Genomic DNA, 14903 nt, shown 5'->3' with positions numbered 1-14903 from the left:
GCTGACCGAAGATTCGAGACCTGTGGCTCGAACCTTCGGGGAAGGAACCGCGCAGCGGCAAGATTTCGCGCCACGCGCCGGAGCAACAGAACATGTCCTTCGTTCCAGCGGTAGCGCGCAGTTAAAGAGCCCGGGATTCTTAAGGGGCGCGGCGAAAGGCGCTCCTTAAGGCCGGCGTGGGTGGCAACCCACGGTGTTGACCTCGATTTTGAATTTAAAAACTAAACTCCAAGCCTACCGCTTCACCCTCTCATGCCAGTACTTCGTAAACTCCTCCTCCCCGTTCAGACTCACCACCATGTCGCCGCTGACGATAAAATGCGTCAGGTCGCTGCGCAGCTCGAGTGTAATCTCCGCTTCCATCCACCAGCCTTCACGGCCCATTTTCATGGTTTGCGTCAGCAGATAGCGCGCGGAAAGCGGGTCGCTGTTACTGACCGTCAGCTCGCGGCGTAAACTGTGATCAACCGTCGTATCAATATCATCGAAACGATAAACGCCTTCGCCGAATACGCCGCCCACGCCGTGGGTCACGCTGGTCCAGCTGTCGGTCAGGAAATCATAAGTGATGTTGCGGTCAACGCGTCCCGGCGACAGCACGGTTTGCGGCGTCAGCGGGGCGCTTTGCGGTTCGGCGATCGGGCCATCAATCGACACCGGCTGCTCGCACACCGGCAGGCTAAGCTGCGCGCTGTGCAGGTCTACTGTCAGCGTCGCGGCTTCTGCCATCGGCCAGATCATCGGCCAGAAGGTGGTCGCCAGCGAGAGTCGCAGGCGGTGTCCGGCGGCAAAACGATGAGCGATGCCGTCCAGCTGTACCGGTACTTTGACTTTTTGTCCCGGCACGAGCGGTACAGATTTATCGTGGCCGTACAGATGCGCCAGATTCAGCCAGCCGTGCGTGACGCGGTTTACCGCACCTTCCGGTGAAACGTCGGAAAGGCGGACGTAAAGCATCGCCGCCGGTTTATCACTGCTCAGCTCCACCGTGAATTCCGGGAAACCGAAGATGGACAGTGGTTCGGCCAGCGGTTCGCCGTCAAAGATTTCCGCCATGCCGTCGTCAACGCGCTGATCCGGCGGCATTTCACCGGGCACGCCTGCGCCCATCCATTCCCCGGCCATCAGCCCGTGATTCTGAGGCGAACAGATATTGATGACGCCCGCAGTGGCGTCCGGCTGGGTATTGAGCTGGCCTCGCGAAAGCCAGCGGGGCATATAATTAATATTGCTGGCGGTGCCGCGATCAAAACCGACCCATTCGCCTTTGCTGACCGGACGCATCGCCGAAGGCGGCTGGCTGTCCTGCAACCAGGTCTGAATCATCGGGCCTTCCATCGCGCCGTTTTGTTCGCCCTTCAGCCAGTGATCCCACCAGCGAACCGCTTCCTGCAGGAAACCGATCGCCGGTTCCGGCGTGCCGTCCTGCGGGTAAATATGCGCCCACGGGCCGAGAATGGCGCGGCGCGGAACCTGTAAATTGTCCATCAGGCGGAAAACAGCATTGCTGTACGCATCCGCCCAGCCGCCAATCGCCAGCACCGGGCATTCAATGGCTGACCAGTCTTCGCACACCGAACCGTGCTGCCAGTATTCGTCGCGCAGCGGGTGTTCCATCCACAACGCCGGGAAGAACGGCATGTTTTCCAGACGGTTAAGCCAGTCGCCATACCAGCTTTCGCCGACCAGCGCCGGATCGGCCGGACGGCTCTGGTACGCCAGCATAATGCCGCCCCACCAGAGGTTATCGTTGAGCAGACAGCCGCCTTTGTAGTGGATGTCGTCGCGGTAGCGGTCGTCTGTGGAGCAGACGGTAATAATGGCTTTCAGCGCAGCAGGACGGCGCGCGGCGACCTGTAATCCGTTAAATCCGCCCCAGGATTTGCCCATCATGCCGACGTTGCCGCTGCACCAGTTTTGCTGCGTGATCCATTGGATGACTTCCAGCGCATCGTCCTGTTCCTGCAACAGGTATTCGTCGGCGAGTAATCCGTCGGATTCGCCGCTGCCGCGCATGTCCACGCGCACCACTGCGTAACCGTGACCGGCAAAAAAGCCGTGCATCGGTTCGTCACGCGTGCGGGTTCCGTCGCGTTTGCGGTACGGGATGTATTCAAGGAGTGCCGGAACCGGCTGGCTGGCGGCGTCGTCCGGCAGCCAGAGGCGGGCGGCGAGGCGTGTGCCATCGCTCAGCGGGATCCACAAATGTTCGGTCACGGTGACGGCGTGAGGGAATTCGGTCACGATGCGTTTGGTGCTCATAAGACTCCTGTCGAAGAGAGGACTGCCGCAGGAAGCGCGGTGCCGCGCAGGGCGAGAACGTCGTCCAGCCAGCTGGTGCGCATTTCCGGTACGGACGTCAGCAGTTTTTCGGTGTAGCTGTGCATTGGCGCACTGAATACCACGTCGGTATCGCCGCTGGCGACAACCTGGCCCTGATACATCACCGCGACCTGATGAGCGATGCGTTTTACCGTGCCCAGATCGTGCGTGATGAACAGGTAGGACAGCCCGAGCTGTTCCTGTAAACGGCGCAGTAAATTCAGTACTTCTTCCGCCACCAGCGGATCGAGCGCTGAAGTGGCTTCGTCACAGATAATCAGTTCCGGCTGTGCGGCCAGCGCGCGGGCGATACAGACGCGCTGTTTCTGCCCGCCGGACAGCTCGCCGGGGCGACGGTCGATCAGTTTCTCCGGCAGTTCGGTCAGGCGCAGTAACTCCTCCACGCGCTCGCGAACCTGCTTTTTGTTCATCCCGAAATAGAAGCTCAGCGGGCGGCCAATAATATCCAGCAGCGTCTGGCGCGGGTTCAGTGCCACGTCGGGAAGCTGATAAATCATCTGCATCCGGCGCAGGGTTTCTTTGTTGCGCTTCTGGTAATTATGCGAAAGCGCCATGCCGTCGAAATTCACCGAGCCTTCGGTGTCCGGTAACAGGCCCACCAGCGCCCGCGCCAGCGTACTTTTTCCGCTACCCGATTCACCGATAATCGCCAGCGTTTTGCCGCGCGGGAGTTGCAGGCTGACATCATGCACCACGCGTTTGCCGTTATAACCGGTGCTGAGTTTCTTCATGGTCAGCAGCGGCTGGCCGGAAGATTCATGGCCGCCAGCCAGTGGCGTCAGCGCGTGTTCACGCTCCGCGACCAGCCTGCGGGTGTAATCCTGCTGCGGGTTTTCCAGAATGGTTTGCGTGCTGCCGGTTTCCACTTCCTTGCCGTGGCGCAGCACCATAATGCGGTCGGCGAGCTGCGCAACAACGGCCAGATCGTGCGTGATATACAGCGCGGCGGTGTTGAACTCACGCACCAGTTTACGCAGCATCACCAGCACTTCAATTTGCGTGGTGACGTCCAGCGCCGTGGTCGGTTCGTCCATGATCAGCAAATCCGGTTTACAGGACATCGCCATCGCGGCCATGGCGCGCTGAAGCTGTCCGCCGGAAAGCTGATGCGGATAACGCTTGCCGATGTTTTCCGGATCCGGCAAATCCAGTGAACGGAACAGCGAAATCGCCCACTGGCGGCTTTCTTCTTTGTTCATCAGGCCGTGGCGGATCGGGCCTTCGCAAACCTGTTTTTCGATGGTCAGTGCCGGGTTAAACGAGGCAGCGGCGCTTTGCGCGACATACGCCACGCGCTTGCCGCGCCATTCGCGTTTAACGCGCGAAGGCTGTGAAACGATGTCGGTGCCGTCGAGGATCACTTTGCCGCCCGCAATCCGGCAGCCCTGACGCGCATAGCCCAGCGCCGCCAGCCCGATGGTGGATTTTCCCGCGCCGGATTCGCCAATCAGCCCGAGCACTTCGCCCGCCGCAAGCTTCAGGGAAATGTCCTGAACCAGCGGCGAGCCGTCGAGAGTTTCGATGCGCAGGCCGCGCATTTCTAAAATTGTCCGGGTCATGCTTCATCTCCATGCGGCAGGCTGTTACGTGCCAGCAGCCAGTCAACCACCAGATTGACGCCAATGGTCAGCAGCGCAATCGCCGCTGCCGGATACAGGGGCGCAAACTGGCCGAAGTTAATCGCCTGCGCGTTGTCACGCACCATGCTTCCCCAGTCTGCGTAAGGCGGCTGAATGCCCAAACCTAAGAAACTCAGCCCCGCGATAAACAGGAAAGTGAAGCAGAAACGCATACCAAATTCGGCCAGCAACGGCGGCAGGGCGTTTGGCAGAATTTCCCTGAACAGCACCCAGCGCAGGCCTTCGCCGCGCAGACGCGCCGCTTCGACATATTCCTGGCAGACAATCGCCTGCGCCACCAGCCGCGCCAGACGGAACACGCGGGTGGCGTCGAGCAGGGCGATCGTCAGCACCAGAACCGGAATTGACGTGCCCATCACGGACAATACGATCAGCGCGAAAATCAGTACCGGAATCGACATCACGGTATCGACGATGCGCGACAGCACGGTATCCACCCATCTGCCGTAAATCGCGGCGGTGAAACCGGCGACGATGCCGATGATAAAGGAGCTGAAGGTGATGGTCAGGGCGATGGCGATCGTCGTGCGGGCGCCAAATAAAATGCGCGAGAGCATGTCGCGCCCGAGGCTGTCGGTGCCAAACGGCGTGGCGGCAGACGGCAGCAGCCAGATATCGCCGACCTGTTCGGTTTCGCTGTGCGGCGCAAGCCACGGCGCGAAAATGGCGGCGAAGAGATTCACCGCAATAATCACAATGCCAATCCAGGCCGACAGCGGGATGTTAATGAAATACCGGTTCATGCTGTCCCTCTTTTAGCGCGCATGGCGCAGGCGTGGATTACACCAGATCGCCAGTAAATCGGCGGTGGTATTAAGAAAAATGTAGGTGCCGCCAAACAGCAGACCGCAGGCCTGAACCACCGGCAGGTCGCGCTTGGTGACAGCGTCCACCATATACTGGCCAATGCCCGGATAGACAAACACCACTTCCACCAGAATGACGCCGACCACCAGATACGCCAGATTGAATGCCACGACGTTGATGATCGGTGCGAGGGCGTTGGGCAGCGCGTGCGAGACAACAATGCGCCAGCGCGGAATGCCTTTGAGCACCGCGCTTTCGATGTACGGGCTGGACATCACCGCGGTCACCGACGCACGCGTCATGCGCAACATATGTGCCAGCACCACCAGCGTGAGTGTGAGCATCGGCAGGGTGCAGACGTAAAGCCGGTCGAGGAACGAAGATGAACTGTCAACCATCGCCAGACTCGGGAACCACGTCAGGCGGATAGCAAAGGCGATCACCAGAATGTAGCCGACGAAAAACTCCGGCACGGAAATGCTGATGAGCGTGAGGGTATTCGCCAGGCGGTCGAACACGGAACCGCGCCAGATGGCGGACGCAATTCCTAAACCGACCGCCAGCGGAATGGCGATCACAGCGGCGTATCCGGCCAGAAACAGCGTGTTTGCCAGGCGCGGCAGAAGCTCGTCGCTGATGGCGCGGCCATTGGCCAGCGAATGCCCGAGATCCCCGTGCAATATACCCGCCAGCCAGTGCAGATAACGCAGCACCGACGGTTCATCCAGCCCCAGTTGCAGCCGCAGCGCCGCCACGGTTTCCGGTGTTGCGCTTTGCCCTAAAATCGCGGTCGCAACGTCGCCGGGCAACATTTCTGTGCCGATAAAAATCAGCACAGAGACCAGCCACAGCGTGATAATGCCCAACAGGACCCGCTGTAAAATCCGTTTTTTCATCATGCCTCCAGCCAGACGCGCTCGGCCAGACGACCACCCATGAAGTTGAACATCGGATGCGGTTTAATCCCGCCGACTTTTTTGCTGGCGGCATCAAGATAATCCCCAAACAACGGGATCATGGCACCGCCGTTGTCGCGTACGATGCTTTGCAGCTCGCCGTAAATCTCCGCGCGTTTACTTTCATCCAGCAACGAACGCGCCTGAAGCAGCAGGGCGTCGAACTTTTCATCCTTCCAGTGCGTGTCGTTCCACTTGGCGGTGGACTGATACGCGGTAGAAAACATCTGGTCAGCCGTCGGGCGTCCGCCCCAGTAACCCATGCTGAACGGCGCTTTCATCCACACGTCGTCCCAGTAGCTGTCGGCAGGCTGGCGCTTGATGCTGACCTGAATGCCGCCTTTCTGCGCCTGACCCTGGAACAATGCGGCGGCGTCGAGTGCACCGGCAAAGGCAGCATCAGACGAAGACAGCTCGACTTTCAGGTCGGTTAATCCGGCTTTTTTCAGGTAGAACTTGGATTTGTCCGGATCGTAAACGCGCTGCTCGAGGCTGTGGTTGAAGAAACGATCGGTTTTCGGGATCGGGTGATCGTTACCCAGCGAGCCGTAGCCGCGCAGCACGGTATCAAGAATTTTCTGGCGGTCGATGCCGTGTTTAATCGCCATACGCACGTCGTTGTTGTTGTACGGCGCGACGCTGCAATCCATCAGGAACGTAAAGTGCTGGCCGCCGGAAGAACGGATGATGTTCAGGGCCGGGCTGCGTTTGAGGAAATCGACCGTTTTGAAATCGACGCGGTTGATCGCGTGAACCTGGCCGGAAATCAGGGCGTTGGTGCGCGCGGTCGGGTCGTTGATCACCAGCACTTCCACGGCGTCAACAAAGGCGCGATCCGGTTTCCAGTAATTCGGGTTGCGTTTGAACAGCGAGCGCACGCCCGGTTCGTACTGATCAAAGATGAAACCGCCCGTGCCAATCGGGTGCGACCAGTCGGTGAAGCCCGCGGGCACGACCACCAGATGGTAATCCGCCAGCAGATACGGCAGGTCGGCGTTGCCGCCGTCGAGCGTTATCAGGATCTGGTTGTCGCCCTGTTTGGTCAGGCCGGTAATCGGTGCCAGCTGCGTTTTGATGGCGCTTTTGGATTTGTCGCCGCGATGCAGGTTGATCGAATAGAGAATGTCGTCGGCGTCCAGCTTTTTGCCGTTGTGGAAGGTGACGCCCTCACGGACGGTAAACACCCATTCGGCCGCGCCCGGTTTGGCTTCCCACGCAGAGAACAGTTCCGGCGTGGCTTTGTTATTTTCATCAATTTCAATCAGGCCGTTCATCAGCATATATGCCTGGTTGAGCGGCACCCAGTCGCTGAATAACGTCGGGTCGAGCGTATCACTGGTATTTCCGCCTGACATACCCAGTTTTAATATGCCGCCTTTCTTCGGTTCAGCGGCGAAAACAGAAAACGGGGAGAAACCCATGGCGCTGGTAATACCCACAGCGGAAGCGCTGGTAATAAAGCCGCGACGGCTAAGTTGTGCATCCTGCATTAATTTCGTCAAAGGGGAATTATTATCTTTCATTAATTTTCTCCATAGTACGTGCTGGAATTTTATAGGTGCAGGCGAAATACTCCGGGTGTTTCAAAGGGACGAAATGGATTGCCCTGATGATTTATATCAAAACCCCCTGCGGAACTTGCATGAGAATTTATCATGAGGGTATGCGAAAAATGCGCGGCAGAACACCCTGAAAAGCTTTATTTTTCTGAGCTATCAATGTCTGGAAAGGGAAGTGACCGGTGGAACTGCATACGGTTGTCGGCTTAATAGGGGTGTTTTGCTACCTTCTGGCTTATGCGCTGGTTCAGATGCGCAGGCTAGCGGTTGATGCTAACAGTTACGCCTATCTTAATATAATCGGCGGTGTATTTGGCCTGTATTCCTTAAGCCATGATTTTAACCTTGCATCTTGTATTTCGCAGTCATGCTGGCTGTTGTTTACATTACTGGGCATGAATTCGGCGAGAAAACGCCGAATTCTGGAGAAAAATAAAATCCCACCGGCGGATGTCAATTCATAATATTTTATTATGACGTCAGATTATTATTATTTTTTATAAATAGTGTGACGATACTCTCGTCAGATCTGCTAAATAATGATTGCCAGACCAGATATCTGAAATCTGGCAATGCTCTTTTCTACGGCTGTTTCAGCCAGTTAATGACTTTGTGTACGATGGGCTTCAGGAATTTATCCTGCGGCGTCAGCATGTAACATTTTCCGGCAGCAGCCAGTTTACCGGGGTGCGCGGCCACCAGTTGTCCGTTGTTAATGTAATCCTGCACCAGACCTTCCCAGCCAAGAAGAATGCCATCGCCCAGCACCGCCGACTGCACCAGAAACGGGTAGTTATTGGCGCGCCATGTCCGGCGCGGGGTGACAAAAGTGGCATCCTGCGAGGCGAACCAGTCGCGCCAGCCGGTCCATTCGCGCTGCGGATCGTCCTGAATCAGCAGGGTTTGTTCCAGCAAATCTGCCGCGCTGGCACCGGCGGGCAGGCGGCTGAAAACTTCCGGCGAGCACATCGGATAACAAACTTCATCAAACAGCGCCTGGACGTGATAGCCGGGCGGTGGCTCACGGAGATAGAAAATAGCCAGATCAAATTCTGATGATTTGAGCTCAGAAAAACTGTCGGAAATTTTCATCTGGATTTGCAAATCAGGCATCACCTGGCGCAACGAAGACAGGCGCGATGACAGCCAGAGGCCGCTCATGGCGCTGGTACAGGCCAGCGTAACCTGCGGCAAACCATTCCAGCCCATGACTTCTGCCGTCGAAAGTGAGATATCGCCAAGCAGTTTCCGCACCTGATGCGCGTAGGTTTCTCCGCGCGGCGTCAGTGTGGTTTTACGCTGCGCCCGTTGGAAAAGTTTGCAGCCGAGCATTTCTTCAAGCTGAATAATCTGGCGGCTGATGGCGCTTTGCGTGAGGTTGAGTTCATCGGCTGCCCTGGAAAAACTGCAATAACGCGCCACACATTCGAATGCCACCAGGGTGTTGAGCGGCGGTAAAGGTTCTATCTGCACAGTGAGGGGTTCTCCGGGATGCGTTTAGCAGCTTTCCAGCATGTGTGACACCATCTGCCCGACCTGCTGGACGGCGCGTTCAGTTTTGGCCGCCAGAGGCTGAGCATAGTTAATCCGCAGGCAGTTGCGGTACTTGCCTGAGGCTGAAAATATCGAACCAATCGCAATTTGTACAAATTGTTCTTCCAGCAGCCGGTTCAGGCGCAGTGTATCAATACGTTCGTCCAGTTCGATCCACAGCAGGAACCCCCCTGAGGGCGGCTGACCCGCGTGCCGCACGGGAAATATTTCATCACCCAGTCGGTCATGGTGCACAGATTACGCTGGTACTGATTGCGCATTCTGCGTATGTGCTGGAGGTAGTGACCCTGTTTGATGAAATCTGCAATGGCGATTTGCGGCAGCGTGGCCGACGCGCCGGTGGTGATGTATTTCATGTGCAGCGCGCGGTCATGATAACGGCCCGGTGCAATCCAGCCGACGCGCAAACCGGGCGCCAGCGTTTTGGAAAATGAGCTGCAAAGCAGCACGCGGCCATCGTCATCAAACGAGGTAATGGTCGCCGGACGCGGATACTGATACGCCAGTTCACCGTAAACATCGTCTTCGATAATGGCGATATCGTAGCGCTGGGCCAGACGCAACAGCGATTTCTTGCGGTCATCCGGCATGTTGTAGCCGAGCGGATTGTTGCAGTTGGGTGTGAGCTGTATGGCTTTGATGGGCCACTGTTCCAGCGCCATTTCCAGCGCTTCCAGGCTGATACCGGTGACCGGGTCGGTCGGAATTTCCAGCGCTTTCATGCCGAAACCTTTCAGGGTTTGCATCGCGCCGTGAAAACTCGGCGAATCCACCGCCACGATGTCACCGTGTTCGCAGACCGAACGGATAGCGATAGACAGCGCTTCGTGACAGCCGGTGGTGATCAAAATGTTACTGGCATCCATGTGGCTGCCGCTGTCGATCATCAGGCGCGCAATCTGTTCGCGCAGATCTTCGGAGCCGTAAATGCTGTCGTAGTGGAAGGCGTTGAGGTTCTGATGCTGCCCCGCGCGGCCCATCAGGCGGCTGAGCGGTTTAAGCGTGGCGGCGGTGACGTCCGGCGAGCCGCGCCCGAGTTGAACAAAGCCGGGAAGGTGGGGCGAGGTGATCAGCTCCAGAACCTGATCCCACTGGGAAATCTCCACCGGGCGCTGCGTCGGGCGACACCCGCTCGGCAGCGCTGCCTGCAAGCGGGCTTCTTTGACGAAGTAGCCGGATTTTGGCCGCGCTTCCACCAGTTGTTTTTCTTCCAGTACGCGGTACGCCTGCTGCACGGTGCTGACGCTGACGCCGTGCTCACTGCTTAAGACGCGCACCGAGGGCAGGCGGATCCCCGCCGGATACAGCCCCTGTTCGATGCGGTCACTCAGCACATTAGCCAGATTTTCGTAACGGTTCATTTTCATTTCCTCAACGACTGCGCAATAAGAGCAGTACAGATGCGTCTAATCTAACGCTGAATCTGTCATTGGATCCAGATCTGTATGGTTGAAATACAAAAAAACTGAATCTGTAATGTTTTTGCTGAATGTTAGATCCTGATCACAGGTCGTTAACAGGAGCAGAAAATGAAAAATACCATTGAAGAACGGCAGTTTGCCGCGTGTGAGTCAGTGCGTGGTGCCGATATTGTTGAACCGGTACAGATGCCGGTTAAGCAGGGCGGATGGGTAAAACAGGCATTGAGTATTCTACACAGCTGGAATGAGCGCCGCGTCAGCCGCAAACTTCTGCATGCGCTGAGCCCGGAGCAACTGAAAGATATCGGGCTGGCGAGAGAGGATATTGACAGAGATTATCCGCGAGGCGTCTGGCCGAACTGGCCGAAATAAAATCCCCTTCGCATTTTGGGCGCCCTGTACGTTTTGCGCTGCGCTGTAACCTGTGTAAAAGGGTATTTAAAGCGAATTTGGATCTGAAAAATAAAAAAAGCCCGATGATTTCATCGGGCTTTGATCGTTGTTGCGAAGGGCTTATTTCACCTGCATGCCAGGCTGTGCGCCGGAATCCGGGCTGAGCAGGAAGATGTCTTTGCCGCCAGGGCCCGCGGCCATCACCATGCCTTCGGAAATGCCAAAGCGCATTTTACGTGGCGCAAGGTTCGCCACCATGATGGTCAGACGGCCTTCCAGCGCTTTAGGATCCGGATACGCGGAGCGGATACCGGAGAAAATCTGACGGGTTTCGCCGCCCAGATCCAGTTGCAGACGCAGCAGTTTGTCGGAACCTTCCACGAAATCAGCGCTTTTGATCAGCGCGATACGCATGTCGACTTTCGCGAAATCATCAAACGTGATGGTTTCCTGAATCGGATCATCCGCCAGCGGGCCAGTCGCCGGGGCTTTCGCCGCCGCAATGTCTTCTTTCGATGCATCAACCATAGCCGTGACTTTATCCAGTTCGATACGGTTAAACAGCGCCTTGAACGGATTCACCTGATGAGACAGCAGCGGTTGTGCAATCGCATCCCACTCCAGCGTGGTATTCAGGAACGCTTCGGTACGTTCAGACAGTGAAGGCAGAACCGGTTTCAGGTATGTCATCAGCACGCGGAACAGGTTGATGCCCATTGAGCAAATCGCCTGCAGGTCAGCATCGCGGCCTTCCTGTTTTGCCACAACCCACGGTGCCTGTTCGTCAACATAACGGTTCGCCAGATCAGCCAGCGCCATGATTTCACGGATTGCACGGCCGGATTCGCGGCTGTCGTACGCCTGCGCGATGCTTTCAGCCGCATCGGTGAAGGTTTTGTACAGCGCTTCGTCAGCCAGTTTATCCGCCAGTTGCCCATCAAAACGTTTGGCGATGAAACCGGCGTTACGTGAAGCCAGGTTAACCACTTTGTTAACGATGTCTGCGTTCACGCGCTGCACGAAATCTTCCAGATTCAGGTCGATATCGTCGATACGGGAGGACAGTTTCGCGGTGTAGTAATAACGCAGGCAGTCCGCATCCAGATGGTTCAGATAGGTGCTGGCCTTGATGAAGGTGCCACGTGATTTGGACATCTTCGCGCCGTTTACCGTCACATAGCCGTGAACGAACAGGTTGGTAGGTTTGCGGAAGTTGCTGCCTTCCAGCATCGCCGGCCAGAACAGGCTGTGGAAATACACGATGTCTTTACCGATGAAGTGATACAGCTCGGTGGTGGAATCTTTTTTCCAGAACTCGTCGAAGTTCAGGTCGCTGCGGCGGTCGCAGAGGTTTTTGAATGACCCCATGTAGCCGATTGGCGCGTCCAGCCAGACGTAGAAGTATTTGCCCGGCGCATCAGGAATTTCGAAGCCGAAATACGGCGCATCGCGGGAGATATCCCACTGTTGCAGGCCGGATTCAAACCATTCCTGCATTTTGTTCGCGACCTGCTCCTGCAACGCACCGGAACGGGTCCACGCCTGTAACATCGCGCTGAACTCCGGCAGGTCGAAGAAGTAGTGCTCGGAATCACGCAGCACCGGCGTCGCGCCGGAGACCACAGATTTCGGCTCGATCAGTTCAGTCGGGCTGTAGGTCGCGCCACACACTTCGCAGTTATCACCGTACTGGTCTGGCGATTTACATTTCGGACAGGTGCCTTTCACGAAACGGTCAGGCAGGAACATGCCTTTCTCCGGATCGTACAGCTGAGAAATGGTGCGGTTCTTGATGAATCCGTTTTCTTTCAGACGACCGTAAATAAGCTCAGACAGCACACGGTTTTCGTCACTGTGCGTGGAGTGATAGTTGTCGTAGCTGATGCCGAAGCCGGCGAAATCTTTCTGATGCTCCTGGCTCATTTCGGCAATCATCTCTTCCGGCTTGATACCGAGCTGCTGCGCTTTCAGCATGATCGGTGTGCCGTGCGCATCGTCCGCACAGATGAAGTGCACTTCATTGCCACGCATTCGCTGGAAACGGACCCAGACGTCAGCCTGGATGTGCTCGAGCATGTGGCCGAGGTGGATGGATCCGTTGGCGTACGGAAGTGCACAGGTTACCAAAATTTTTTTCGCGACGTGAGCCATAGTAAGAGCTTGCTTTCTGTAGTTGAAATCAGGGGTATTGATGTTAACCGAAAGCGCCGCCCCGCGTAAACAAACGGGGGGATCTCCTTACGGGTGTTCTGTTATGCTATTAGGCAGATAAACAGTCTGATAACCAGTTTCAAGGAGCCGGGATGACATCTCAATCCCCACAGCAGTCCACACCCGCAGGGCTGCGCGCACTAGTGACCGGCGTACTGGCCACCTTCCGTCATTCAACACTTCAAAAAGATTTAGTCGCGATAAAAGCGGTGCATCATTGCGTGCTGATGGACGAGGTTCTGCATATCGATCTGACGCTGCCGTTCGCGTGGAACAGCGGTTTCGATATTTTAAAAGAAGAGACCAGCGGCGAATTGCTGCGCGTGACAGGCGCTTCGTCCATCGAGTGGAAACTGCGTCACGACATCGCCACGATGAAACGCGCGAACGACCAGCCCGGTATCAAAGGCGTGCGCAATATTCTGGCGGTGAGTTCGGGCAAAGGCGGTGTGGGGAAATCCACCACAGCGGTGAATCTGGCGCTGGCGCTGGCTGCTGAAGGCGGGAAAGTCGGCATTCTGGACGCGGATATTTATGGCCCGTCTGTGCCGAACATGCTGGGCACGGAAGAAGAGCGTCCGACATCGCCGGATGGCGTACATATGTCGCCGATTATGGCGCACGGGCTGGCGACCAATTCCATTGGTTATCTGGTCACCGACGAAAATGCGATGGTGTGGCGCGGCCCGATGGCCAGCAAAGCGCTGATGCAGATGTTGCAGGATACACTGTGGCCGGATCTGGATTATCTGGTGATTGACCTGCCGCCGGGCACCGGCGATATCCAACTGACACTCTCGCAAAATATTCCGGTGACGGGCGCGGTGGTGGTGACGACGCCGCAGGACATCGCGCTGCTCGACGCCATGAAAGGCATCGTAATGTTTGAGAAGGTGCATGTACCAGTTTTAGGCATTATCGAAAACATGAGCATGCATGTGTGCAGCAATTGCGGGCATCATGAACCGATTTTCGGTACCGGCGGCGCACAGCGTCTGGCCGAGAAATACCGTTGCGAGTTACTGGCTCAGTTACCGCTGCATATTTCGCTGCGTGAAGATTTGGATCGTGGCGAACCGACCGTTGTCTCTAATCCGGAAAGTGAGTTCACGACGATTTATCGCGAACTGGCGTCAAAAGTGGCGTCTCAGCTGTACTGGAGAGGCGACGCAATTCCGACAGAAATCGCTTTCCGGGCGGTTTAATCTCCCAACTCTGCGAATTATTGCCCGATGTCAGCGATTACACCGCCTTAACGCTGGCATCGGGTAGTGTGTTGTACTTATAATTGGCGCGTTCAAAGCACACGCTGTGCTTGCCTTCCAACTTCCAAATCAGGTCTTTAATTTTATGTCTGACAAATTCCATCAGTGTGTCATCGTGGGTATCGCTGGCGCATCTGCTTCGGGAAAAAGCCTCATCGCCAGTACTATATACCGTGAACTTCGTGATCAGGTAGGTGATGAGCATATCGGGGTGATCCCTGAAGATTGCTACTATAAAGACCAAAGCCATATGACCATGGAAGAACGGGTCAAAACCAACTATGACCATCCGAGTGCCATGGACCACAATTTGCTGTTCCAGCACTTGCAGGCAATGAAGTCAGGTCAGGCTATCGAATTACCGAGTTACAGCTTTATCGAACATACCCGTCTGGCTGAGACCGTGACGCTCAAGCCGAAGAAAGTCATTATTCTGGAAGGGATCCTGTTACTGACCGATGTGCGTCTGCGTCAGGAAATGAATTTCTCTATCTTCGTGGATACGCCGCTGGATATCTGCCTGATGCGCCGCATGAAGCGTGATGTCAACGAGCGTGGCCGTTCTATGGATTCCGTGATGGCGCAATACCAGAAAACTGTCCGTCCAATGTTCCTGCAATTTATCGAACCTTCTAAACAATACGCAGACATCATTGTGCCGCGTGGCGGTAAAAACCGGATTGCGATTGATATTCTTAAGGCGAAAATCAGCCAGTTCTTTAACTAATCGCGGAACAATCCGTAGAAAACCACA

At 56.2% G+C, this 14903-nt stretch carries 11 protein-coding genes and 1 pseudogene; 4 read left to right on the top strand and 8 right to left on the bottom strand.

Annotation, left to right across the window (positions count from 1 at the left end; genetic code table 11):
• Nucleotides 1–234: 234 nt before the first annotated feature.
• From ACM5QY_RS18245 to ACM5QY_RS18225, 5 genes are read right to left on the bottom strand one after another with little or no spacing between them, the layout of a single operon-like run.
• Nucleotides 235–2262: a CocE/NonD family hydrolase gene (locus ACM5QY_RS18245; protein ID WP_416122097.1), complete on the bottom strand. Its 2028-nt coding sequence runs from the start codon at nucleotides 2260–2262 to the stop codon at nucleotides 235–237.
• Nucleotides 2259–3902 carry an ABC transporter ATP-binding protein gene (locus ACM5QY_RS18240; protein ID WP_416122096.1) on the bottom strand — a complete coding sequence of 548 codons (1644 nt, stop codon included), beginning with the start codon at nucleotides 3900–3902 and terminating at the stop codon, nucleotides 2259–2261. Before ACM5QY_RS18240 ends, ACM5QY_RS18245 begins: the two co-directional genes overlap by 4 nt.
• Nucleotides 3899–4726, bottom strand: coding sequence for an ABC transporter permease (locus tag ACM5QY_RS18235; RefSeq protein ID WP_416122095.1), 828 nt, complete (start codon nucleotides 4724–4726; stop codon nucleotides 3899–3901). Before ACM5QY_RS18235 ends, ACM5QY_RS18240 begins: the two co-directional genes overlap by 4 nt.
• Nucleotides 4727–4738: 12 nt before the next feature.
• Nucleotides 4739–5686 carry an ABC transporter permease gene (locus tag ACM5QY_RS18230; RefSeq protein WP_416122926.1) on the bottom strand — a complete coding sequence of 316 codons (948 nt, stop codon included), beginning with the start codon at nucleotides 5684–5686 and terminating at the stop codon, nucleotides 4739–4741.
• Nucleotides 5686–7269 (bottom strand): ABC transporter substrate-binding protein, encoded by a 1584-nt coding sequence (locus tag ACM5QY_RS18225; protein WP_416122094.1) that lies wholly within the window; start codon nucleotides 7267–7269, stop codon nucleotides 5686–5688. Before ACM5QY_RS18225 ends, ACM5QY_RS18230 begins: the two co-directional genes overlap by 1 nt.
• 218 nt (nucleotides 7270–7487) lie before the next feature.
• On the opposite strand from ACM5QY_RS18225, the gene ACM5QY_RS18220 reads away from it, so the two are divergent.
• Entirely contained in the window at nucleotides 7488–7769 is a 282-nt protein-coding gene (locus ACM5QY_RS18220) for a CBU_0592 family membrane protein (RefSeq protein WP_195814541.1), read from the top strand.
• A gap of 118 nt (nucleotides 7770–7887) precedes the next feature.
• Here the strand turns inward: ACM5QY_RS18220 and ACM5QY_RS18215 are convergent, their stop codons facing one another.
• On the bottom strand, nucleotides 7888–8778 hold the full coding sequence (locus tag ACM5QY_RS18215) for a LysR substrate-binding domain-containing protein (RefSeq protein WP_416122093.1): 891 nt from the start codon (nucleotides 8776–8778) through the stop codon (nucleotides 7888–7890).
• Between the two features lie 24 nt (nucleotides 8779–8802).
• Nucleotides 8803–10220, bottom strand: a pseudogene (locus ACM5QY_RS18210) (aminotransferase-like domain-containing protein).
• 168 nt (nucleotides 10221–10388) lie between these two features.
• Between ACM5QY_RS18210 and ACM5QY_RS18205 the strand changes: the two are divergent.
• Nucleotides 10389–10652: a DUF1127 domain-containing protein gene (locus ACM5QY_RS18205; RefSeq protein ID WP_416122092.1), complete on the top strand. Its 264-nt coding sequence runs from the start codon at nucleotides 10389–10391 to the stop codon at nucleotides 10650–10652.
• Nucleotides 10653–10793: 141 nt separating this feature from the next.
• Here the strand turns inward: ACM5QY_RS18205 and metG are convergent, their stop codons facing one another.
• The gene (gene metG / locus ACM5QY_RS18200; protein WP_416122925.1) at nucleotides 10794–12866 is read right to left on the bottom strand and encodes a methionine--tRNA ligase; all 2073 of its coding nucleotides are present in this window, start codon (nucleotides 12864–12866) and stop codon (nucleotides 10794–10796) included.
• Nucleotides 12867–12976: 110 nt separating this feature from the next.
• Here metG and apbC point away from each other — a divergent pair, with 110 nt between their 5' ends.
• Entirely contained in the window at nucleotides 12977–14089 is a 1113-nt protein-coding gene (apbC, locus tag ACM5QY_RS18195; RefSeq protein ID WP_416122091.1) for an iron-sulfur cluster carrier protein ApbC, read from the top strand.
• Between the two features lie 145 nt (nucleotides 14090–14234).
• On the top strand, nucleotides 14235–14876 hold the full coding sequence (gene udk, locus ACM5QY_RS18190; protein WP_104922420.1) for a uridine kinase: 642 nt from the start codon (nucleotides 14235–14237) through the stop codon (nucleotides 14874–14876).
• The last annotated feature ends 27 nt before the right edge of the window (nucleotides 14877–14903 follow it).

Source organism: Rahnella sp. PCH160, from assembly GCF_047784855.1.
Taxonomy (GTDB): domain Bacteria; phylum Pseudomonadota; class Gammaproteobacteria; order Enterobacterales; family Enterobacteriaceae; genus Rahnella.
The sequence above is the reverse complement of the archived record's forward strand: the minus strand, read 5'-3'. Positions and strand labels throughout refer to the sequence as shown.